The sequence below is a fragment of the Gordonia sp. NPDC003429 genome, from assembly GCF_053588575.1.
Genome location: NZ_JBSFQF010000003.1, coordinates 42,445 through 63,790, shown reverse-complemented (window position 1 = coordinate 63,790; position 21,346 = coordinate 42,445). Strand labels below are relative to the sequence as shown.

Here is a 21,346-nt window from a genome sequence, read left to right as displayed (position 1 = left end):
CGACTCGTGTGCCGAGTCGGCGGAAGGGGCGGCAGAAGTGCCGGAAATGCTGGTGTCGATCATGGGTCTATCTCTCTCTGCGAAATGAGACCGCATGCGCTTTTCGACGCGAGACCGGAGAGAAGGGCCCCGCGGACGCGAACACCGGGACTCTTGCCCACTGTTACACGCGACCTCGTGGCGACGAGCTTACGGCAGGTGTCCCCGACGCGCCACTCGAACGCGAAACGATGCGGGTGTCAGGTCGTCGGGAGTGTCAGCACCTGGCGGTCACCCGACGTGATCGACACGGGTATCGACGGCATCGAGCCGCGGTAGTTGGTCGATCCTGCCGAGATGAGCAGCCGGATGCGATGCCCGGGGGCAAAGCGGTGGACGAAGGCAGGCATCGTCATGGTGAACGGTCGGTTCACGTCGGGGATGCGCACCGGGGCGACGAGGTTGCGCACCGTGGTGGCACCGCCCGCCGGGTCGACGTCGACGATGCGGCCGAACAACACCAGCTTGTCGCCGATCGGTGCGTTCGGCGCGACCGGCGCATTCACCTTGACGGTGACCGTCGGCGCCCCGACCACGACGACACCGGTGTCGAGGGGCGCGGTGTCCCACTGTGCGTACGTGCCGGGAATGTCGTTCTCCGGCAACGAGATCAGCCCGAGGGAATCGGGCTTGTCGTGTGTGGTGGGCAATCCCAGCGGCGCGGTGACGAAACGCGCGGTGGCCGGAAGGGCCGGCGCGCCGGCCGGCGAGAGCGACGTCCCCGACAGCACGTACCGTCGCGGGCTGCTCACGTCGATGGCGTCCGCGGTGGCGTAGGCGGGGGTGGCGCTGCCCTGATACGAGATCCAGTCGCGGAACCAGGCGAACCGGGGGCCCACTGCCGCATCGGTGTCCTTGAGGTAGTGATCGGCCCAGTCGACCATTCGGCGGACCGTGTAGCCCGAGTAGGGATCGGGCGCCGAGATGTCGAGATCGCCGGGCGCGGGATTGCCGGAATGACCTCCGCTGTACCAGATCATCCGCACCGGCACCCCGCGTGCGGAGAGCCCGCGATAGGTGGCCACCGCCTCGTTCAGGTTGAACAGTGTGTCTTGCTGCCCCTGGATGAGCAGCGTCGGAATCCGGATGCGGGAGAGATAAGTCGAGACCGAACTCGTTCTGAGGTAGTCGACGACATTCTGGTTGATCGAACCGGTGGTGATCATGTCGGCGAATCCCTGACAGATCTCCACGGGGTAGTCGGGACAGCCGATCAGCCGCGCGGGGTCGACATCGGCGTACTTGATGCCGGATGCGATTCCGCCGATTCCCAGCGACGCGTTCCAGTTGATCTTGGCCGAGCCGGCCAGTGCGCTGGTGACGCCGGTGACCCGATCGGTGTTGTTGGGCGCCAACGAATACGAGAGATCGTTCCACGTGATCATGGGCATGATCGTGTCGATGCGGGGGTCGACGGCGGCGGCCGCGAACTGGATCTGACCGCCGTAGGAACCGCCGACCATGCCGACGCGCGGGTCGTCGGGGTGCGGCACGCCCAGGTGATCGACCCGGTCGTGCTGCACGATGGTGAGCGGGGGTGCGGGTGCGGTGTGTGCGGCGTCGGTGAAGGCGATTCCCGGTGCGCCACCGAGGTAGGAGACCAGGCGCGCGGCGGTGACGCCGTCGGGGTTGCGCCGATCGAAGCTGATTTTGCACCCTGATCCACCGAAGCCGAGTCCGGAGTAGGAGAGCACCACGTAGCCGCGCTGTGCGAAGAACTTCGCGAACGGGGCCTGGGTGTCCTTGGAGCCCGCGAAGCCGTTGGTGGTGAGGATCGCCGGTGCCTGGTTCGATGCCGACGCTCCGGCCGGCCGGTACACGTCGCCCACCACATCGCAGGTGCCCGCGGAGGTTCCGGTGACCTTGAAGTGCAGGGTGGCGACCGAGTAACCCGTCGCTGCTGCCGCGACGTCCGGGGTGATGGTCATCGACGACACGGCACCGACAACGGCGGCGACCGCTGCCAGTGTCCATCGAAGCGATCTGTGCATGCCATCTCCTTCTCGGCCGACCCGTGCTCCCGACCGTCGGAGTTTGGCAGACACGGCCCTGCCGCACGAGAGAACGGCCGAATTCGGCCCGACCTGCGCCGATAGCCGAACTTGCTGGATCTGTTCCAATAACTGGACTAATTCCAGAAAGGGAGTAGCGTGGAAATCATGCAGGACGGCCGGACATTTCAGCGCCGCTTGCGGGCAGCGGGCATGCGAGTCACCGCTCCCCGTCTGGCGGTTCTGGAGATCCTGCACGAAAGTCCGCACTCGACAGCCGATTTCGTTGCACGAGGCGTGCGAGAGCAACTCGGAGGTGTGTCCACACAGACCGTGTACGACGTTTTGCGGGCATGTACCGAACGTGGGTTGCTCCGCAAGATCGAACCCGCAGGATCGCCGGTGCGATACGAAACGCGAACCGGAGACAATCACCACCACCTGGTGTGTCGATCGTGCGGGCAGATCGTCGACGTCGACTGCACGGTCGGTCGGGTGCCGTGTCTGGCGCCCGATGACGACCACGGATATCTCGTCGACGAGGCCGAGGTCATTTTCTGGGGTCTGTGCCCGGCCTGCCGGGCGCGAACGGGTCCTGACGTTGCCGAGTAGTGAGTTCCCTGCCCGCGGTTCGCGCAGGCAGACAATACGAAGGAGACAGTGATGGCAATCGAACCGGCATATCGCATTTCATCCAAGGCCGCCGGCGGCGGTCGAGACGGCGAAGTGGTGTCCGACACCGGCCGAATCGATCTCGACATGCGTCCGCCGACCGAACTCGGCGGCAGTGGCGAGGGCAGCAATCCCGAGGAGTTGTTCTCGGCGGGATATGCCGCGTGCTTCCTCGGCGCCCTGCGTGCCACCTCCAAGTCCGCGGGCTCGCCGGTTCCCGACGAGTCGACCGTCACCGTGACCGTGGGGATCGGCAAGGACCCCGCCGACGGCGGCTTCGGACTGGTCGTCGACATCGAGTCGTACATCCCCGGCGTCGACGAGGCCAAGGCGCTCGAACTCGCCCAGGGGGCGCACGCCTTCTGCCCCTACTCCAAGGCCACCAAGGGCAACATCGACCACAACGTCACCGTCCGGGTGTGAGGTTTCGACAAGCTCAACCAGCGCGAGGAAAGCTCAACCAGCGCGAGGAAAGCTCAACCAGCGCGAGGAAAGCTCAACCAGCGCGAAGCGAGCTCAACCAGCGCGAAGCGAGCTCAACCAGCGCGAAGCGAGCTCAACCAGCGCGAAGCGAGCTCGACCAACGAATCCGCTCAACAAGAAGGAGTCAGCACATGACAATCAGCACCCCCATCACCAGCACGCTCTCCGACGAGCAGAAGGCCGTGACCGGCCGCGCGTTGCAGGAAACCCTGGTCGACCTGATCGACCTCTCACTGATCGCCAAGCAGGCGCACTGGAACGTCGTCGGCCGCAACTTCCGGTCGGTTCACCTCGAACTCGACGAACTGGTCACGGTGAGCCGTGACTTCACCGACGACGCCGCCGAACGTGCCACCGCGATCGGCGTGTCTCCCGACGGTCGCGCAGAGACGGTCGCCAAGACCGCTGCGACGACGGGTTTCGGTGACGGCTGGACCTCGGATGCGGATGTGGTCGCGGCGATCGTCGACAACCTCAAGGCGGTCATCGCGGGTCTGCGCACCCGGATCGAGCTGACCGAGGAGGCCGACCCGGTGACCCAGGACCTGCTCATCGGCTTCGCCTCGAAGCTCGAGCAACTGCACTGGATGTGGCAGGCGCAGGTCGCCTGAGCCCGACGCCGCCGATCCGGCAGCCGGCGGCGGGGTTGTAGCGTGTGATCCCGTGGATAACTGGGGTGTGATGGCCGGTTTGGGCCTGCTCGCGGCGACCATCGCGGTTATTGCCTACACGCGGTCGCGTGAGCGCGATCCCGAACGGTTGCGCTCCGGTGTGCAGTTGGCGCGCGATTTGCGTGCCCTTGCCGGTGACGACGCGGTGCGGCTCGCGGCCGTCGACGAATTCGAGGTCACGCTCTATCAGCGGCTGTTCCACAGTTCGGTGGTGGCGCCGCGTGTCCGCGCCGCGGTGTGGGCGCTACTCGCGGCGGTTCTCTTCGCCGCGGGTGCGCTCGCCACCCGCGGTGACGGGCTGCTGACCGCGACGGTGCACGTCGCCGCGGTGGTGGTGGCCATTCTCTTCGCGCTCGCGGCGCTCGGTTTCGCCGGTGCGGCACTGCTCCACTTTGCGACCACGCCCCGGGTTTCCTTCGACGAGTCGTACGAGAACGCCGACGAGACCGCGGACCCCGCTGTGCCCGATCCCGCTGCGCCCGACCCCACTGCGACCGACGATTAGTGACGCGTTCAGTCGGTGGTCGACGCCGCGAATCGCCGCCGATAGGTGGTCGGTGACACGCCCACCGCGGCACTGAAGTGATGGCGCAGCAGCGTCGCCGACCCAAACCCGACCGCCGCTGCCACCTCCTCGACCGGTAACGAAGTGGTCTCCAACAATTCCCGGGTGCGCAGGACGCGTTGCTCGACAAGCCATTTGTGCGGCGAGACCCCGACCTCGTCGACGAATCGTCGCGCGAACGTGCGTGCCGACATGTGCATGCGATCGGCCATCTCGTCCACCCGGATCTCGCGATCCAGGTTCTCGATGAGCCACGTGAGCGTCGCGGCGAACCCGTCGGACTCGCATGTCGGCATCGGCATCTCGACGAACTGGCGTTGCCCGCCGTCGCGGTGCGGGGAAACCACCATCCGGCGTGCGATCCGGTTGGCCGCCTCGTGTCCGCATTCTTCCCGTACCAGGTGTAGTGCCGCGTCGATGCCCGCCGCGGTGCCCGCGCTGCTGGTGACCGGTCCGTCGTCGACGAACAGCACGTCGATGTCGACGGACGCGCGCGGGTACATGCGCGCCAGCTTCTCGCCGTACCGCCAGTGCGTGGTGCAGCGCCTCCCGTCGAGGAGTCCGGCGGCTGCCGCGACGAACGCTCCGGAACAGACGGTGAGCACGCGCGCCCCGTTGGCCACCGCACCGCGCAGCGCATCGAGGACCTCGCCGGGGTACTCGCCCGACGTGCTCCCACCGGGCACCGCGACGAGGTCGGCGTCGAGGCAGCGGTCGAGTCCGTGCGGGGCGATCACCGTCGCGCCGTTGCCGATGCTCAGTGGCCGGCCGGGCTGAATGGAGCACACCCGGAAGTCGAAGGCGGGCACACCGTCGTCGGTGCGATCGAGCCCGAAGACCTCGTTGATCACCCCGAACTCGAAGAGCGCGACCTCGGAATAGAGCAGAACGGCGACACTCCTGAGCACCCGACCAGTATGGCAGAAATTTGTCGATGGTTGTCATTGATGCCACTGGTGGCTGGATATGCTCGGGCAAATAATTTCTGTCATGAACCTCGCGCAGAACATCGTCCTCTGCCTCATTCTCGCGCTGGTCGTCACGCCGGCGATCTACGCGGTGGTCCACCTGCACTGGGATCGCGACCTTCCCGCGATTCCCTTCGGGTTCGACCACGCGGGATCGGGTCTCGACACCCCGTCTCTGGGCGAGCACGGCGGTCCCGACGCCGACCGGATCGGCCAGGAGCTGCGGGTGCTGGCCCTCCACCGGCGTGATGGCCTGACGAGCGCCCCCACCCCGTGATGACCCACCGCCGGGCGCGGCGTCGAGGTGTTCGATGACGTGTCGGCACGGGCCGTGCGATTGCTATGTTGGGACACGCATCACGATGGTCTTCGTGTGGTACTCGGTCTCGCAGTGGTGCACGGTGAAGCGGGCACCGCGAGCGGAGGGGGGCGGGAGTGGGTCACCGCGCGCGCATCGTGTGTGTCGTGGTGGCTCTAGCCCTGGTCGCTTTGTTGACCACCGCGTCGACGGTGGTGCGCACATCGACGGGGACCCAACAATTCGCCTCCTTGTCGTCGGTGCCCACCGTGCTCGAAGGGTCCGGCGCACCGGCGATCACGCTCAGCGCACATCTCTTCCGCGGATCGGCCGAGGCGATCGTGATGACCGCGGGTGCTCGACCGGCAGACCGTGACCGCGTCACCGCAGTGGCGCGGGCGCGGCATGTGCCGGTGTTCGCCGCCGCCACCGACGACGTCGGGCGAGGACGTCTCGAGCAGGAACTTCGGCGACTGGGCACCCGGGCGGTACACGTGGTCGGCGGTGGATCGGCCGGCGTGCCCATCACCACGACGCCGGGGCTCGACGACGTGATCGGCAACGATGCCCCGTCGGGTCCGGCTCCGCTCGTCTACGTCACGGGTACACCCGACCCGAGTACATCGGCCACCGCGGCAGCCGTCGGTGCCACGGTGATTCCGGTTCCGGTGCCCGATCCGCGCGCCACCGGCGAGTCGATCGGCGCGCTTCGCCCGGCGACTCTCGCGCATGCCCCGGTGCTCGCCCTGGGTGCAGCGTTCGGTGACGACAACCTCTTCCGCGAACGGGTACGCGAAGCGCTGTCGCTGCCCGAGGTGCCCGGGGGTGGTCAGCTCGTGGTCCCCGGGAAGCGAATGGTCGCGCTGTACGGTTCGCCGGGGTCGCCGTCGCTGGGACCGCTCGGTCGCCAGGATCTGCGCGCCTCCATCGCGCGCGTGCGAGCACTCGCCGCAAGCTATCAACGGGTCAGTCGCGAACTGGTGGTGCCCGCGTTCGAGATCATCGTGACCGTGGCGTCGGCGTCGCCCGGGCCGGGTGCGACGTATTCGTCGATGATCGACCCGGCGGTGATACGGCCGTGGGTGGAGGCCGCCGGGCGCGCCGGGATCTACGTGACCCTCGATCTCCAGCCCGGCCGCACGGACTTCCTGACGCAGGCCAAGAGATACGCCGAGTTCCTTCGGCTTCCGCACGTCGGGCTCGCGCTCGATCCGGAGTGGCGACTCAAGCCCGACCAGGTCCACCTCACCCAGATCGGGTCGGTGAGCGCGGGTGAGGTCAACCGGACCGGCGACTGGCTCGCCGAACTCACGCGGAACGATCGGTTGCCCCAGAAGCTCTTCGTCCTCCACGAGTTCGACACCGACATGCTCGCCAATCGGCAACAGATAATCACCGGGCGCCCGGAGCTCCAGACGGTGATCCACGCCGACGGGCACGGCATCCCGTCGGTCAAGATGGACACGTGGCGCAGGTTGCTGCTGGATCTGCCGCCCGGCGTCGTGATGGGGTGGAAGAACTTCTACACCGAGGACACGCCGACCCTCACTCCGGCGCAGACGATGCTGGTCAGACCCCGGCCCTTCTTCGTCTCCTACCAGTGATCGGGTGGACTCCAACACCGTGACGGTCCAGCGAAAAAATCGTGCCACAATGTCCCACTTTCGCGCTTGTTTTGCGTAAACGCGACCTAATCTGAGATCGGAAGTAGGGACCGGTGCCCTATCGCGGGTGCTGCACGCCCTCACGGCGTGGCCATTCTTGCTGGTCGATTCGGATACGGCGAGTCGCCGCGGCCCGGCCCCAAACGGCAACCTTCGGGTGGACTTGTGTTGCCCGAAAAGTATTCCACCGCAACGACTTTCATCCTTGCTGCAAATCTGTGTTCGGATGTCACAGAAATGGACATGGGCGCAATTCGTTGACTAAATTCAACTCGTGACCATACTTGTGACGCCCGGCGTGAACGCAGAAGTGCGGATTCTCCAGACGCGGCAGAGGGCGACCCGATGACCTCGCCGAGTGGTGGTGCTGATCCTGCGACCGAGCCGATCGGTGTCGTGCGCGAAGAATCCGGCCGGGGCGACGTCTTACTCGAAGCCCGCGGGATGGGCGTCAAGGCGTCCTGGGGACACATCTTCGGTCCGACGGACCTCACGGTGCGTGCAGGTGGCGTCACCGTGCTGGTCGGTTCCGGAGGGCGGGGCCGCACCGCCCTGCTTCTGACGCTTGCGGGCCGGATGAAGCCGACGTCGGGCACATTGCACGCATTCGGGCGGGAGAACAACGCCCAGTACCTCTTCAATCGGGCCGGCTTGGCGTGGATCGACGAGGTCGACGGCATCGAGCAGACAATCCGGGTCCATGACGTGGTGACCGAGCAGATCCGCTGGGCGGCGAAGTGGTACAAGTGGGTGCCGCAATCCACGGAGGCAGATCTGGAACGGATCTGCCGGCCGGTCTTCGGCCCGTACTCGCTTCCCACCATGGACGCGTATATCGAGGAACTGCCCGAATTCACCGCTGCGTTGTTTCGGATTGCCGTCGCCAACATTCGCAAGCCGCCACTCCTCGTGGTCGGTGGAGTCGATCGTCTCACCCGGGTGGAAAGCGCCCACAAACTCCTCAATCGCCTGGTGGAAATCGGCCGTGAGCAGACGATCATCACCGCCGACGTCAACGGTGTGTTTCCCGACACCGGCGTGAGAGATGTTGTCCGAGTGCACAACTTGACAGACAACGAGTTCGTTCAACTCGAGACCGAGGATCGGATCTGACATGCTCGCAGCGTTCTCCCCAGGCAGCGATTTCAAGCGCTACTACCGGGGCCGGATGCCCCGGCTCGCCCTCATCGTGATCATTCTGATGCCACTCATGTACGGCGCCCTGTACCTGTGGGCCTTCTGGAACCCGTTCAACGCCGTCGACAAGCTTCCGGTGGCGCTGGTGAATGCCGACGTAGGCGCCACTGTGCAGGGCCAGCCCCTCAAAGCGGGTGAGCAGGTCGCGCAGGGGCTGATCGACTCGAAGCAACTCGACCTGCACCTCGTCTCGGAAGAGCAAGCAGCCGAAGGCGTCAGGGACGGAAAATACTACTTCTCCATCACTCTGCCCAAGGACTTCAGCGAGGCGGTCGCCTCACCGACGGGTGACAACCCCCGCTCCGCGCCGCTGATCTTCACCTACAACGACGCGAACAACTACCTGTCCACCGTGATGGGCCAGGATGCGGCGTTGCAGATCGTGAATACCGTCGGAGCCCAGGTGGGGGCGCAGACCTTCGACATCGTGCTCAGCGACGTGTCCAAACTGATTCCGCAGATCAAACAGGCACAAGCCGGTGTGAACCAGCTGAACACCGGCATGAAGCAGGCCAACACCGGTGCCCAGGAACTCGCCACGAACCTGGTGACCGCCAAGGACGGCGCGGCGCAACTCGCGGGTGGACTCGATCAACTCGACACCGCGCTCACCGGCGCCACGGCGCCGTTGCTGCAGGCCCTGAACAATTCCGGTACCAACGGGGTCAGTCCGGCGCAGCTCAACGCGACCGCTCAGAGGCTCGGTAACAACACCCAGGTGGTGACCAATCAGCTGACCGTCGCCGCCAACGCGCAGTCACAGGCGAGCCAGATCGTCGACAGCGTCGTGGCCCAACTGCTCGCCAGTCCCGACCCGAACATCCAGAACATCGGAAACGCTCTCGCACCCGTGCGCAGCTACTTCCGCACGCAGGGCCTCGGCCCGGATGCGAACAATCAGCTCACCCAGGTGAGATCCGACGTCGAGGTGCTGTCGGCGCAGGTCAACAATCCGCAGAGTCCGCTACGACAGGCTCTTGCTCTGTTCGAGAGCGGAAAGCTCAAGAGCGACATCCTGGCCGCCCAGGGTGCGGCCAACGAACTCAGCTCGGGTGCCAACCAGCTCAGCACCGGTCTGGTGGAACTCAGTAACGGCGCCGATCAGCTTGCCACCGGCACCACACAGTTGGCCGCGGGCACACAGCAGTTGGCCAACGGCGTCAACGACGGAGTGAAGGACATCCCGAAGTGGTCGAGCAAGCAGAAGGAACAGTTCGCCAATGCTCTGGCGAAACCCGTTGCGCTGCAGGAGAACACGCTCAATGAAGCGAAGACGTTCGGCACCGGTTTCACCCCGTTCTTCTTCGGGCTGGCGCTCTTCGTGGGCAGCATCATCGCGTGGATGCTCTTCACGCCGCTGCAGGCGCGCCCGATCGCGCAGGGCCTCAACTCCGTGCGCGTCGTACTCGCCTCGTACGCGCCGACATTCTTCGTCGGAGTGCTGCAGGCGCTGATCCTCTACCTGGTGGTGGTTTTCGCGATCGGGCTGCGGCCGACACATCCGGTGGGCACATTTGCCTTCATGTTGTTGATGGTGGCGATGTTCCTGGCGATGATCCAGATGTTCAACGCCTTGTTCGGGCCCGCGGTGGGCCGAGTGGTGACCCTGGCGTTCCTCATGATCATGCTCACCTCCGCGGGTGGAATCTATCCGGTACCCACCACGACAAAACCGTTCCAATACATCCACTGGGTGGACCCGATGACGTACACGGTGACCGGGTTGCGCCAACTCACCGTGGGCGGCATCGATTCCAGATTCTGGATAGCCCTATCCGTGGTCGCGGCCATGACGCTGGTCTTCCTCGCGATCACCACCTGGGCCGCCCGAAGAAACCGGCAATACACCATGGATCGGCTCTATCCGCCGGTCGAAGTCTAAGGGGCGCTGAGCCCTTGCCCTTCCGCTACGACGAAACGTCCATGACCACATCACGCCCAGAAAACCGAACAGTTCATTCACAACACTCCTGAGGAGGAGAGCATGACCGAGCGTAAGCATACGAATGCGCGAGCGACCACGAACACATCCGAGTCAGTCATTCTCAACCCTGTATTCGTCCGGCCGGGCGAGGCGACCGAGTATCCGAAGTTCACCATCCCGGACTCGATGAGCCTGCCGGAGACCGCGTATCAGATCGTCCACGACGAGGCGATGCTCGACGGAAACGCGCGTCTGAATCTCGCGACATTCGTGTCGACGTGGATGGATGACGAAGCGCGCAAGCTGTATTCGGAAACCTACGACAAGAACATGATCGACAAGGACGAGTATCCGCAGACCGCGGCCATCGAGGACCGCTGCTGGAAGATCATCGCCGATCTGTGGCACGTTCCCGACGTGGACAATGCGATCGGTACCTCGACGATCGGATCGTCGGAGGCAGCCATGCTCGGCGGCCTGGCCCTCAAGCGTCACTGGCAGCAGCGTCGCAAGGCCGAGGGCAAGCCCATCGACAAGCCCAACCTCGTGCTGTCGACCGCGGTCCAGGTGTGCTGGGAGAAGTTCCTCAACTACTTCGAGGTCGAACCGCGCTGGGTACCGGTCTCGGAGGAGCATTTCGTCTTCGACGGCCACGAGCTCGAAAAGTACGTCGACGAGAACACCATCGGCGTCGTCGCGATCGTCGGTGTCACCTATAACGGTCTCTACGAGCCGGTGAAGGCGATCTCCGAGAAGCTCGACGAGATCCAGGCGAATACCAGCCTCGACATCAAGATCCACGTCGACGGTGCATCCGGTGCCATGGTGGCCCCGTTCTGTCAGCCGGAACTGGAGTGGGACTTCCGCGTTCCGCGCGTGGTCTCGATCAACACCTCCGGCCACAAGTACGGCCTCGTCTATCCCGGATTGGGCTGGATCATCTGGCGCGATGTGGAAGCGCTGCCGGAGAGCATGGTGTTCCACTGCAGCTACCTCGGTGGGAACATGCCCACCCTGGCGCTGAACTTCTCGCGTCCCGGCGCACAGGTTCTGTTGCAGTACTACAACTTCCTGCGTTTGGGTCGCGACGGATACCGGGCCATCCAGCAGGGGTCGATCGACGTCGCGACGTATCTCTCCTCGTCGATCGCCAAGCTCGGTCCGTTCGAGTTGGTCAGTCACGGTGACACCATTCCGGTGTTCGCGTGGAAGCTGAAGGCGGGCTACACCGACAAGTGGAACCTGTACGACCTTTCCGATCGGCTGCGGCTCAAGGGATGGCTGGTGCCGGCGTATCCGATGGCCGACGGCCTGGCGGACTGGACGCTGCAGCGCATCGTGGTCCGTGCCGGTCTGAGCCACGATCTGGCGACCGCGCTGCTCGCCGACCTCGAGAGCGAGGTGGCCTTCCTCGACGCGTTGGAGTCGCCGTTGCCGCGCGAAGGCACCGGATCGCACTTCCACCACTGACCGGCCGGCCACCGACCGGGTGGGCGACGGGGAGCCCACCCGCTCGGGCCGGTGGTCGAATGACGCCGCACTTCAAGGAAGCCGTACTTCAAGGAATAGGAAGCGATCAGGTGAGCACAACCACCGCCCGGGAGCCATCCTGGCATCGTGCGTTGCTGACCCCCACACTGAACAAGCAGTGCTGGGGATTCATGATCGGTTCTGCACTGTTCGCGCTGGGATCGGCGCCATGGATCGGTATCTGGATGGGCGCGGCCAACGCGAACATCTGCTACTTCATCGGCGCGTGGTTCTTCACCGCCGCGGGTCTGGTGCAACTGTTGCTGAGCGGGGCGATGACCGTTCCCGTCGACTATGCCCCGGGAACCATGGTGCGCGCAGAATGGCTTGCCGCGGCAACCCAGTCCTTCGGCACCCTGATGTTCAACGTCAGTACCTCCGCAGCGTTGGCGGCGCACACCGTGCCCGCGGAGAAGCACCTCGTCTGGGCGCCGGATGCGGGCGGTTCGGTGGCGTTCCTCATCAGCGGCGCCTTCGCGATCGTCGCCTACTGGCGGGTGAAGAAGCTATGGAATCCGAGTGATTCCGGCTGGTGGGCCACCCAGATCAACATGCTCGGCTGTATCGCCTTCGGCGTGAGCGCGGTAGCCGCCTACATCACCCCCGACGGCAACACCATCGACAACGTGCTCGCCAACAGCTGCACCTTCGTCGGTGCTGTCTGCTTCTTCCTCTCGTCCCTGATCGTGCTGCCGCGACGTTCCGCTGTACCGGGTGCGACCTCATGACCGCCGTCTCCGTCGACCAGGCCCCAGAGGAAGGGCTGACCCCGCAGATCGTCGCCGATTGGCGCAGGCGTATCGGCTCCTCGATGACGCCCGGACCCAACCCGACCCGACACTTTCATCGGGTCGGTGACCGAGGCGTGGCGAACTACATTCCCGCGCTGCAGGTGACTCCGTACGGTGACACCCCATTCGAGGAATACGTCTACTGGCGACCCTTGTCGGTGATCCTCGTTCACGCACTGCTCCGAACTCCGTGTACCACCAGTCGCACGCCCTCGGTGGTCGACGAGTTCCCCTCGGATTTTCTGCTGGTCAACACGTATTCGATGCCGGGTAACAGTCTGGTTCGACAGGACGGCGTCGATCACTTCTTCAACAACCAGCAGCACCTGGCGATGGCCGACAACCGAGCGGTCTACGACCAGACGTCGTTCACCGTCAATGATCCGGTCGGCATCTGGATTCCGACCGAACTGCTGGCGAATGAGCTGCCCGAGGGCAGTTCCGCACTTCCGCCCGTCGTGTCGGATTCCCCGCTGGCGCGTGCGACCGCGGCCTTCATCAGGGGTTTCGCCTGCGAAGCCGCCGTGCGGGGGATGGATGTCGACATGGAAACCGAGCTGGCGGCAGTCGACTTGGTGCGCAACGTCATTCGTCAGCAGGATCTGCGCTCGCTGCGCTCCGGTGACAACGCGGTCTTCGTGCGGGAAGCGTCCAGACGGCTCGTCGAACAGCACTTCCGCGACCCGGACTTCACCGCGGATTCGATTGCGCGCCATCTGCACCTGAGTCGCCGTCAGCTCTACCGCCAGCTCGCCGGATTCGGGTTGTCGCCGGCCGCGATGATCGCCGACCGCCGGCTGCGGCGCGCGGCGCGGCTACTCTCCGGACCGGATCAACTCAGTCTCGAACGGGTCGCGGAGGCATCGGGGTTTGCGACCGTGGCCACGTTACGCAACCGATTCAAGGCGCAGTTCGGGATGACGCCCGACCAGTATCGCCGCGTACGTCCCGCAACGCCGACAACTGAGAACGGGACGGTATAGCGATGTATGTGGTGAGCAGGGAAGACGGACTGGACCCGGCACGAGTTGCGCAGTGGCAGAATCGAATCGGAATCGATCCACATTCTCCCGGTGCAGACAACAGGATCGTGTTCCGCGGCCGGGAAGGCCTCGCCACCTATTCGCAACAGTTCTCCCGTGTCACGGTGCGTGACCCCGACGCCTTTGAGTGCATCATGTACCACCGCAGTCTGTCCATGATCCGGGCGCACTGCGAATTGTGCACTCCGCGCCGCTCCGAGCGTTCCGCCGCCCGAGCGGAGGCCGAGGTGGACACCCCCTATCTCATGGTCGCGGCGCACCGGCTCAACGGGCAATTCCGTGTCACCCAGTTCGGCCGCCAACACACCTACGAGTCCGGGCAGTTCATGGTGCTCACGACGGCCAGCCCGTTCACTGCCGAGATCACATCGGTCTGCGAGACCGCGATGCTCCTGTTTCCCCAAGACGTGCTCGGCGGTGACGTGGTGAGTAATCGGCTCCTTCTGCCGATGGCCGCGGACTCCACGTTCGCCAGGGCCACCGCTCAGTTCCTGTTCCGGTTCACCTACGACGCCGCGGGCCGCAACCTGGACATCGACCCCGAGGCGGAGATGGCCGCCATCGAACTGGTGCGAGCTGCCCTCGGACACTTCACCTACTCCACGCGCCGGTTGGCGAACAATGCCATGTTCATCCGCGAAGCGGTCCGCGATCTCATCGAGCATCACTACGCCGACCCGGATTTCTCGGCGCATTCCATGGCCGACATCCTGCACATGAGCCGTCGCCACCTGTACCGGCGGTTTGCCGACGCAGAAGAGTCTCCGACCGACCTGATCAACGCCCGGCGCCTCGTCCACGCCCGCGAGCTGCTGAGTGCGCAGAACTCGATCCCGCTCGACGAGGTGGCGCGGCAGTCGGGTTTTCGCTCGGTGGCCACGTTGCGCAACCGTTTTCGCGCCGAGTACGGCACCACACCGAGTGCGTTCCGTGCGGAGGCAGGCTTGACGCGGTGATGTCCCCATTTCAGCGGCCGGGATGACAGGTGGTGGCCGATATGCGTTACTCGAACTGTGGATGACACCGCCGACACCGACACCCTGGCCGCCCGCGTCGCGAACCTGATGCCGCAGGCCCGCACCGACCTCGCGGAGATGGTCGCCTTCCGTTCGGTCTTCGATCCAGGTGGCAAGCCTCCCGAAGACTGCGACGCCATGGTGGACTGGCTGATCAACGCGTTCACCGAGGTCGGGTTGCACGACGTGGCCGCACATGTGACGTCCGACGGCAGCAAGTCGGTGACCGGGCACATCGACGGCCCGCCCGGCGCCCCGACTGTGTTGCTGTACTGCCATCACGACGTCCAGCCGCCGATGGACGAGCAGGCGTGGACATCACCGCCCTGGACGCTCACCGAACGCGACGGACGCTGGTACGGGCGCGGCGCCGCCGACTGCAAGGGCAACATCGCGGTGCACCTCACCGCGCTGCGCGCGTTGGCCGGTACCGCTGGTGTGAACATCAAGATCGTCGCCGAGGGCTCCGAGGAACTCGGCCTGGGTGGGCTCGAGCACCTGGTTCCCGAACGGCCCGAACTGTTCGCCGCCGACGCCATCCTCATCGCGGATTCCGGAAATTTCCAGGTGGGCACACCCACGTTGACCACCAGCCTGCGCGGCGTCGCCGACGTGGTGGTGAGCGTCGAAACCCTCGAGTCGGCGATGCACTCCGGCATGTTCGGCGGGGCAGCGCCCGACGCTCTGGCCGCGCTGATCGCGATGCTGGCCTCGCTGCGTGATGAGGCGGGCAACACAACGGTCCGCGGCCTTGCCAACGATGCGGTGTGGCCGGGAATCGATTATCCCGCAGACAGATTCCGCCGTGACGCCACCGTTCTCGACGGCGTCGACGTCATCGGGTCCGGCCGCGTGTCGGACATGGTGTGGGCGCGCCCCACGGCCACGGTCCTCGGGATCGATTGCTCCCCGGTGGCCGGGTCGACGGCGTCGGTGACGCCGCGGGCGCGGGCGCGGATCAATCTGCGGGTTCCGCCGGGCATGGATCCGGTGGCCGCGCAGGACGCGCTGATCGAGCATCTGCGTGCCGTGGCGCGGTGGAATGTGCGGGTCGCCATCGAGCGAGAGGCGATCGGGGCGCCGTTCTCCGGTTCCACCGGCGGACCCGCTTTCGATGCGATCGTGGCGTCGATGGGCACGGCCTACGGCAACGACGTGGTGTTGCAGGGTCAGGGCGGTTCGATCCCCCTGTGCACCGTGCTGCAGGACACCTTCCCCGACGCGGAGATCATGCTCTTCGGTGTGGAGGAGCCGCAGTGCCTCATCCACGCGCCCAACGAGAGCGTCGATCCCGGCGAGATCGAGCACATCGCCCTTGCCGAGGCGCTCTTCCTCCGTGACTACCAGCGGCCGTGACCGCGCGCTCTGCGGTCGTGTGCCGGGCTGCGGTATCAGGGCCGGGGAGCGTGCAGATCCGCGGCAGTGCCGCTGAATCGTTGCAGCAGTAGGCCTTTGAGTTCGGGGCGGCTGGCCGCGACGAGGGTGAACATGGCCTCGCGCGCCAGCCGGTCGGCGTCGCTGCCCCGGATCAGGGCGCGCCCTCCGTCGGCGGCGACAAGTGCGGCGGCGGCGTCGACCGCGAGTTGCGCGCCATCGGCACGTGCCGACAGCAGGTGCCCGGAGTCATCGAGTGATCGATCGAGCCGGGCCCGGATCTCACCGGCGCGTTCCCGCAGCCGTCGGGCCTCTGCCACGTCGCCGGCCCGCTCGATGAGGGCGGTGCAGCGGCGAACGAGGCCGAAGGGCAGGCTGCCGTTGAGTCGAATCCCGGTGTTCTGGGTGGCGAAGAATTTGTCGAGCGGGGTCCGGCCGACGACGAACGCGTCCGGCACGGTGAGGTTGTCCACCCGCACACTCACCGTGTGAGTGGCGTTTCCCGCCGTCAGCGCGAGCGGGGACACCGAGATCGCCGCCGACATGGGATGGGTCGGCACGATCACCGCGATCACGTCGTCGGTCTCCACGTCACGCGCCGAGATCTGCAGGATGTCGATGTACCCCCAGCCGCTGACGAACGGGGCATACCCCGACAGCGACCAGCCGTCGGCAGTGCGCGTGGCCCGCATCCGCGGCGGCGTGGGCACCGCACCCGCGTACGCGACGCCGGCGCGCAACCGTCCGGCGATCGCGTCGTCGAGCAACTCTGCGCGCAGCGGCTCGTTGTCGGTGGACGACAACGAGATCACCACCCCGTGATGCTGGAGCCAGGTGAAGGCGGTGGACAGGCAGCCGCTGGTGAGGACCTCGATGATCTCGATGACCTGCGCGAGGTCGAGGCCGCAATCCGGGGCGGCGATGCCGAAGAGGCCGGCATCGGCCAGCGCCGACCAGTGGGTGACGGGGATCTCGCCGGTGCGGTCCACCTCGGCGGCGTCGCCGAACAGCATATCGTCGGCGATGCGGTAGGCGGACTCCACGAGCACGGCCGGGTCGGGTGTCCTCGTCACCCAACCCAGCCTAGTGCCGTCGCATCGATACCCCGGGCCGGAGGGCCCGACGACTCAGACGGTGCAGAGCGGCGAGTAGTCGCTTCGTCCGCCCGTGGTGGGTGAGATCAGGAAGGTGCACGAATTGAAGCCGAGCTTCTCGGTCTGCGTCTTGAGCATCCGGAGGTCCTCGGTGGTCAGCACCTGCTTGCGGGAGAGCACGAAGCCGGAGACGCGGAAGGGGTCACCCACGATCGCGTACTCGTACGGGCCCTTCGGGTCCTTGCCGTCGGCAACCCACGCGATCACGTAGTTCGGGAAGTTGCCCGAGTTGATCGTGTTGGGGACACCGGGGAACGAGACGGCCAGCGCTGCGTTGCTCTTCTCGGGGTCGACGACGGTGGCCTTGCCCTTGATGCCGTCGGGTTGCCGGGTGAAGCTGGTGCACCGATTGTCGACGCTGACAGTGGTGGGGTTGATCAGGCCGTAGGTGGCGTTCGTGTCCTTGGCGCAGCGGATGCCGTAGAAGGACGGAATAGTGGCCTGCTGCCACCAGGTTCCGAGGTACCGCGCAACCTCGAAGTTCTTCACCGGCTGCAGCGAGGTGTCGGCGCGTGCCGGTGCGGTGGTGGCGACGAGGCCGGTGACGACGAACAGCGCAGCCGCGAGTGCGGCCAGGATTCTTCTCGAGTGGGGCATGGTGCCTTCCTGACGGTCGACTCGGTCACCGGGTGACCGGTCATAGGGGATCAGTCGTGTGAACGCACAGCCATTCGGTCCCGGCCGCCTCGCGGATGGGCGGTCAGTCCCGCGCGTAGGTGATCGCCGGCTGCCAGGTGGCGACCGCCCAGATCACGATGAGGTCGACGACGATGATCAGGATCGCCCACGCCGGGTAGTACGGCAGCCACAGGAACTGGGCGATGATCGACAGTGAGGCGATGATGATCGCGGCGATGCGCGCCCAGTCGGCGCCCACTGCCAGCGCACCCGCGACGATGATCGCGATGATGCCGATGATCAGGTGAATCCAGCCCCACGTGGTGAGGTTGAACTTGTAGATGTAGTCGCCGTCGAGGACGAAGAGCTGGTCATTGGCGATCGCGGAGATGCCGGTGAAGATGCCCACGATTCCGGCGGTGAACAGCAGCGCGGCTGCGACGAGGGAGATGCCGAACGCGAATCCCTGTTTCGCGGAACTCTCGGCTGCCGCGTCATCGAACTGTGTGCTCATCGTGGTGCGCCTTTCTGACCGGTTGTCAATGTGTGATGCCTCCAACACTATCGACATCCGATGGCGGCACCGGCCATATGGCCACGTCGGATGAAAAGCGTCCCGAAATCGTGGCACGGGAGCTCAAATCCGCAGTCGGTGTTGATCGCGTCGCGGTGTGACCAGCCGATTTAGTTCGCGCACGGTGGTGGGGGTAAGCTATCGCAGGTTGCACACGGGGTGTGGCGCAGCTTGGTAGCGCGCTTCGTTCGGGACGAAGAGGTCGTGGGTTCGAATCCCGCCACCCCGACTCGTTGGTTGAGACGACAGCAGGGCCCCTGATCGGCAGGAATGCAGGTCAGGGGCCTTACTTGTGCCGCGGCCACCCGATTCTTCTCTGTGGTCTCGAGGCCGGTGGTGGCCGGTGTCCACCGATTGGGGGAGGTGGGATTCACCCGGTTGATCGGCTTGTCGGGGGAGTTCGGAAAGGGTGTTGGAGCGGCAAAGTCAGTGGTGTCAGAAGGAAGTCCCCGGCCCGCCCGGACCGGATCACCCAAGGAGTCACCATGAGCACCATCACCTCGAAGATCACCTCCCGCCGGGTTGCCGCTGCGGTGGCCGGAGTCGCCATCGCCGGCGGACTGGCCACGGCCGGTGTCGGCGCCGCACATGCGGGCACGATGCCGATCAACCGTCCCGGCGAACCCACCACGGCGATGACCATCACCAATCACACCGACCGCTACGAGTGGCTGGTCAGTTCCACCCCGGGTAGCGGGCAGTGGGTCAACGCCCCCCAGCAGGTGCTGGCGCCGGGGGCGACCGAGGTGGTCACCGCGAACGCGCCGATGTCCCCCTACCTGACCAGCTTCGTCAACTACCGCGTGGGTGCCTTCGGTCCGATCGCGACCTACAACGTCGCGAACATCCGCGGTGACGTGAACACGGCCATGACCGGGGTCAACGGGCAGGGATCGGGTCAGTACTGGATCAACGCCAACGTCGCCACCGGCCACCCGAACGTCAACGTCTCCTACAACCTGTGGTGAGACACCCCTGATATGCCACAACTCCGCCTCGGGCAAGACGTCCTCCGACGACGTCTTGCCCGAGGCCTGTGTCGCCCGAGGCCTGTGTCGATCGCCTGTTGTGGATGCTCAGACGCCGAGCCTGTCGGCGAGGTCGAGGACGTCGCCGGCGTGCACGTCGTTCGCCGGTGAGCCGGAATCGTCCTTTGCCGCGCCGCCCCATTCGTCCGGGCGCGCGACGAAGGCGGTGCGCAGACCGTTCGATCTCGCTGCGTCGAGATCACTTTGGTGGGTGGCCACCATCATCACCTGTGCAGGCTCCACCTGCATCAGGCGTGCCAGTCCCAGATAGGTTTCGGGTGACGGCTTGTAGTGCTGCCACAGATCCGCGCCGGCGGCGAGATCCCACCCGAAGTCGTTGTGGCGGGCCAGATCCACCAGGAGCCGGACGTCGCCGTTGCTGAGCGCGCAGACGACGAAGCGCGTGCGGAGTCTGCGGATACCCGGGGTCGCGTCCGGCCAGGCGGGGAGCTCGTGCCAGGCCCGAACCAAGCTCGCGGCGGCGTCGTCATCAACCTCGACGCCGAAGTGGTGGGCCGTATCGCGCAGCGTGATGTGGTGCAGCGCATCGAGATTCGCCCACGGCAGTTCACCCGACTCGACCCGGGCCAGTATCGGGGCGTAGCGGCTGCGCCAGTCGCGTGTGAACTCGGCGGGATCGACGCCCAACCCCGAGCGGGCCACGGCATCGCTGATTCCGGTGAACCAGTCGGTGAGTGTGCCGAAGGTGTCGAAGGCCAGGACGCGGACGCCGTCGGCGGTCACCTGTTCTCGGTGGCCAACTGCGGCAGCGAGTGCTCCTCGTCGAACTCCGCATCGCCGTGGGACACCGGCGTCAGGGTCAGCAGGTTGGCCTCGGGACGACAGCAGAACCGTGCGGGCGCCCATGGTGAGGTGCCCAGACCGGCGCTCACGTGCAGTTTCATCGTCGAGCCCCAGGCCGACGGGCCCTTGACCCGGGATCGGTCGATCTCACAGTTGGTGACGAGCGCTCCCACGAACGGCAGGCACAGCTGACCGCCGTGGGTGTGACCCGCCATCACCAGGTCGTAGCCGTCGGCGGCGAACCGGTCGAGCACGCGGGGTTCGGGGGAGTGGGTGAGGCCCAACCGCAGATGTGCGAGCGGGTTGGGCCGTCCGGCGATGGTCTCGTAGCGGTCGCGTTCGATGTGCGGGTCGTCGACTCCGGCGGCCACCACGCGCACGCCACCGACCTCGAGTTCACGCACGGTGTGCGTCGCATCCAGCCAACCGCGCTCGATGAACGCCGCGCGTAGGTCTTGCCACGGCAACGGGGCGCCGTGGGTGCGTTCATGGTGGCTGTCGAAGTACTGGAACGGATTCTTGGGGCGCGGGCCGAAGTAGTCGTTGGACCCGAACACGAACAGTCCGGGCCGCGACAGCAGGCCGCCGAGTGACTGGATCACCGCCGGTACCGCCGCCGGGTGGGCGAGGTTGTCGCCGGTGTTGACCACCAGGTCGGGTTCGAGTGATTCCAGCTCGGACACCCACGCCTGCTTGACGCGCTGGTTCGGTGTCATGTGGAGATCGCTGATGTGCAGCACACGCAGCGGCGTCGCGCCGGGTTCGAGAACCGCCATTGTGGTGTGCCGCAACGTGAATGCGTTGCGTTCGATGACCGTCGAGTAGAACAGGCCGGCGGCCGCGACGCCCGCGGCGGCGCCGAGCGAGCGGGCGACACCGGTGGAGGTCAGGTCGGCGCGGCTCGGGCGCCACGCGGATCCGGAGTCGGCTTTGTGCATCTCA

At 65.9% G+C, this 21,346-nt stretch carries 21 protein-coding genes and 1 tRNA gene; 15 read left to right on the top strand and 7 right to left on the bottom strand.

The window, feature by feature from the left end; genetic code table 11:
* Positions 1-239: 239 nt before the first annotated feature.
* A complete protein-coding gene (locus tag ACWDSI_RS05605) occupies positions 240-2,030 on the bottom strand; it encodes a CocE/NonD family hydrolase (protein ID WP_449755912.1) in 1,791 nt (596 codons plus the stop codon).
* A gap of 168 nt (positions 2,031-2,198) precedes the next feature.
* Between ACWDSI_RS05605 and ACWDSI_RS05600 the strand changes: the two genes are divergently transcribed.
* From ACWDSI_RS05600 to ACWDSI_RS05585, 4 genes are all read left to right on the top strand, one after another.
* Positions 2,199-2,642, top strand: a complete 444-nt coding sequence (locus ACWDSI_RS05600; RefSeq protein ID WP_449747408.1) for a Fur family transcriptional regulator — start codon at positions 2,199-2,201, stop codon at positions 2,640-2,642.
* A gap of 51 nt (positions 2,643-2,693) precedes the next feature.
* Complete coding sequence (locus ACWDSI_RS05595) at positions 2,694-3,125, top strand: organic hydroperoxide resistance protein (RefSeq protein ID WP_449755911.1); 432 nt, start codon at positions 2,694-2,696, stop codon at positions 3,123-3,125.
* A 191-nt stretch (positions 3,126-3,316) separates the two neighbouring features.
* On the top strand, positions 3,317-3,796 hold the full coding sequence (locus ACWDSI_RS05590) for a Dps family protein (protein ID WP_449747346.1): 480 nt from the start codon (positions 3,317-3,319) through the stop codon (positions 3,794-3,796).
* 52 nt (positions 3,797-3,848) lie between these two features.
* A complete protein-coding gene (locus ACWDSI_RS05585; RefSeq protein WP_449755910.1) occupies positions 3,849-4,361 on the top strand; it encodes a hypothetical protein in 513 nt (170 codons plus the stop codon).
* 8 nt (positions 4,362-4,369) lie between these two features.
* On the opposite strand, the gene ACWDSI_RS05580 is transcribed toward ACWDSI_RS05585, so the two are convergent.
* Complete coding sequence (locus tag ACWDSI_RS05580) at positions 4,370-5,329, bottom strand: GlxA family transcriptional regulator (RefSeq protein WP_449747348.1); 960 nt, start codon at positions 5,327-5,329, stop codon at positions 4,370-4,372.
* An 82-nt stretch (positions 5,330-5,411) separates the two neighbouring features.
* Here ACWDSI_RS05580 and ACWDSI_RS05575 point away from each other — a divergent pair, with 82 nt between their 5' ends.
* The 9 genes from ACWDSI_RS05575 (at position 5,412) to ACWDSI_RS05535 (ending at position 16,208) form a co-directional block, all read left to right on the top strand.
* Positions 5,412-5,666: a hypothetical protein gene (locus ACWDSI_RS05575; protein ID WP_449755909.1), complete on the top strand. Its 255-nt coding sequence runs from the start codon at positions 5,412-5,414 to the stop codon at positions 5,664-5,666.
* A 188-nt stretch (positions 5,667-5,854) separates the two neighbouring features.
* A complete protein-coding gene (locus tag ACWDSI_RS05570) occupies positions 5,855-7,291 on the top strand; it encodes a hypothetical protein (protein WP_449755908.1) in 1,437 nt (478 codons plus the stop codon).
* Between the two features lie 405 nt (positions 7,292-7,696).
* Entirely contained in the window at positions 7,697-8,464 is a 768-nt protein-coding gene (locus ACWDSI_RS05565; RefSeq protein WP_449747351.1) for an ATP-binding cassette domain-containing protein, read from the top strand.
* Between the two features lies 1 nt (position 8,465).
* Positions 8,466-10,430, top strand: coding sequence for a YhgE/Pip family protein (locus tag ACWDSI_RS05560; RefSeq protein WP_449747352.1), 1,965 nt, complete (start codon positions 8,466-8,468; stop codon positions 10,428-10,430).
* 102 nt (positions 10,431-10,532) lie between these two features.
* Positions 10,533-11,942: a glutamate decarboxylase gene (locus ACWDSI_RS05555; protein WP_449755907.1), complete on the top strand. Its 1,410-nt coding sequence runs from the start codon at positions 10,533-10,535 to the stop codon at positions 11,940-11,942.
* A gap of 191 nt (positions 11,943-12,133) precedes the next feature.
* Positions 12,134-12,730 carry a hypothetical protein gene (locus tag ACWDSI_RS05550; protein WP_449747409.1) on the top strand — a complete coding sequence of 199 codons (597 nt, stop codon included), beginning with the start codon at positions 12,134-12,136 and terminating at the stop codon, positions 12,728-12,730.
* On the top strand, positions 12,727-13,776 hold the full coding sequence (locus tag ACWDSI_RS05545) for a helix-turn-helix domain-containing protein (RefSeq protein ID WP_449747354.1): 1,050 nt from the start codon (positions 12,727-12,729) through the stop codon (positions 13,774-13,776). Before ACWDSI_RS05550 ends, ACWDSI_RS05545 begins: the two co-directional genes overlap by 4 nt.
* Positions 13,777-13,787: 11 nt before the next feature.
* Positions 13,788-14,792 carry a helix-turn-helix domain-containing protein gene (locus tag ACWDSI_RS05540; protein ID WP_449747355.1) on the top strand — a complete coding sequence of 335 codons (1,005 nt, stop codon included), beginning with the start codon at positions 13,788-13,790 and terminating at the stop codon, positions 14,790-14,792.
* Between the two features lie 57 nt (positions 14,793-14,849).
* Positions 14,850-16,208, top strand: a complete 1,359-nt coding sequence (locus ACWDSI_RS05535) for a M20/M25/M40 family metallo-hydrolase (protein ID WP_449747356.1) — start codon at positions 14,850-14,852, stop codon at positions 16,206-16,208.
* A 35-nt stretch (positions 16,209-16,243) separates the two neighbouring features.
* Here ACWDSI_RS05535 and ACWDSI_RS05530 read toward each other — a convergent pair whose 3' ends face one another.
* The 3 genes from ACWDSI_RS05530 to ACWDSI_RS05520 all read right to left on the bottom strand — a co-directional run bounded on the left by ACWDSI_RS05530 (position 16,244) and on the right by ACWDSI_RS05520 (position 18,512).
* Positions 16,244-17,299, bottom strand: coding sequence for an acyl-CoA dehydrogenase family protein (locus tag ACWDSI_RS05530; RefSeq protein WP_449747357.1), 1,056 nt, complete (start codon positions 17,297-17,299; stop codon positions 16,244-16,246).
* Between the two features lie 54 nt (positions 17,300-17,353).
* Complete coding sequence (locus ACWDSI_RS05525; protein ID WP_449747358.1) at positions 17,354-17,977, bottom strand: lipocalin family protein; 624 nt, start codon at positions 17,975-17,977, stop codon at positions 17,354-17,356.
* A 103-nt stretch (positions 17,978-18,080) separates the two neighbouring features.
* Complete coding sequence (locus tag ACWDSI_RS05520) at positions 18,081-18,512, bottom strand: DUF7144 family membrane protein (RefSeq protein WP_449747359.1); 432 nt, start codon at positions 18,510-18,512, stop codon at positions 18,081-18,083.
* Between the two features lie 215 nt (positions 18,513-18,727).
* On the opposite strand from ACWDSI_RS05520, the gene ACWDSI_RS05515 reads away from it, so the two are divergent.
* Together ACWDSI_RS05515 and ACWDSI_RS05510 are read left to right on the top strand one after the other, a co-directional pair.
* Positions 18,728-18,801 (top strand) — tRNA-Pro (locus ACWDSI_RS05515).
* A 256-nt stretch (positions 18,802-19,057) separates the two neighbouring features.
* Complete coding sequence (locus tag ACWDSI_RS05510) at positions 19,058-19,540, top strand: hypothetical protein (protein ID WP_449755906.1); 483 nt, start codon at positions 19,058-19,060, stop codon at positions 19,538-19,540.
* Between the two features lie 108 nt (positions 19,541-19,648).
* Here the strand turns inward: ACWDSI_RS05510 and ACWDSI_RS05505 are convergent, their stop codons facing one another.
* Together ACWDSI_RS05505 and ACWDSI_RS05500 are read right to left on the bottom strand one after the other, a co-directional pair.
* On the bottom strand, positions 19,649-20,344 hold the full coding sequence (locus ACWDSI_RS05505) for a haloacid dehalogenase type II (RefSeq protein WP_449755905.1): 696 nt from the start codon (positions 20,342-20,344) through the stop codon (positions 19,649-19,651).
* The gene (locus ACWDSI_RS05500) at positions 20,341-21,342 is read right to left on the bottom strand and encodes a metallophosphoesterase (protein WP_449747361.1); all 1,002 of its coding nucleotides are present in this window, start codon (positions 21,340-21,342) and stop codon (positions 20,341-20,343) included. The genes ACWDSI_RS05505 and ACWDSI_RS05500 overlap by 4 nt, the downstream gene beginning before the upstream one ends.
* Positions 21,343-21,346: the final 4 nt, after the last annotated feature.

What these genes read in the sequence shown, in the direction of transcription:
- ACWDSI_RS05605 (WP_449755912.1), bottom strand. Translation starts at nt 2,030, where the DNA reads ATGCACAGATCGCTTCGATGGACACTGGCAGCGGTCGCCGCCGTTGTC.
- ACWDSI_RS05600 (WP_449747408.1), top strand. Translation starts at nt 2,199, where the DNA reads ATGCAGGACGGCCGGACATTTCAGCGCCGCTTGCGGGCAGCGGGCATG.
- ACWDSI_RS05595 (WP_449755911.1), top strand. Translation starts at nt 2,694, where the DNA reads ATGGCAATCGAACCGGCATATCGCATTTCATCCAAGGCCGCCGGCGGC.
- ACWDSI_RS05590 (WP_449747346.1), top strand. Translation starts at nt 3,317, where the DNA reads ATGACAATCAGCACCCCCATCACCAGCACGCTCTCCGACGAGCAGAAG.
- ACWDSI_RS05575 (WP_449755909.1), top strand. Translation starts at nt 5,412, where the DNA reads ATGAACCTCGCGCAGAACATCGTCCTCTGCCTCATTCTCGCGCTGGTC.
- ACWDSI_RS05565 (WP_449747351.1), top strand. Translation starts at nt 7,697, where the DNA reads ATGACCTCGCCGAGTGGTGGTGCTGATCCTGCGACCGAGCCGATCGGT.
- ACWDSI_RS05560 (WP_449747352.1), top strand. Translation starts at nt 8,466, where the DNA reads ATGCTCGCAGCGTTCTCCCCAGGCAGCGATTTCAAGCGCTACTACCGG.
- ACWDSI_RS05555 (WP_449755907.1), top strand. Translation starts at nt 10,533, where the DNA reads ATGACCGAGCGTAAGCATACGAATGCGCGAGCGACCACGAACACATCC.
- ACWDSI_RS05550 (WP_449747409.1), top strand. Translation starts at nt 12,134, where the DNA reads ATGATCGGTTCTGCACTGTTCGCGCTGGGATCGGCGCCATGGATCGGT.
- ACWDSI_RS05545 (WP_449747354.1), top strand. Translation starts at nt 12,727, where the DNA reads ATGACCGCCGTCTCCGTCGACCAGGCCCCAGAGGAAGGGCTGACCCCG.
- ACWDSI_RS05525 (WP_449747358.1), bottom strand. Translation starts at nt 17,977, where the DNA reads ATGCCCCACTCGAGAAGAATCCTGGCCGCACTCGCGGCTGCGCTGTTC.
- ACWDSI_RS05520 (WP_449747359.1), bottom strand. Translation starts at nt 18,512, where the DNA reads ATGAGCACACAGTTCGATGACGCGGCAGCCGAGAGTTCCGCGAAACAG.
- ACWDSI_RS05510 (WP_449755906.1), top strand. Translation starts at nt 19,058, where the DNA reads ATGAGCACCATCACCTCGAAGATCACCTCCCGCCGGGTTGCCGCTGCG.
- ACWDSI_RS05500 (WP_449747361.1), bottom strand. Translation starts at nt 21,342, where the DNA reads ATGCACAAAGCCGACTCCGGATCCGCGTGGCGCCCGAGCCGCGCCGAC.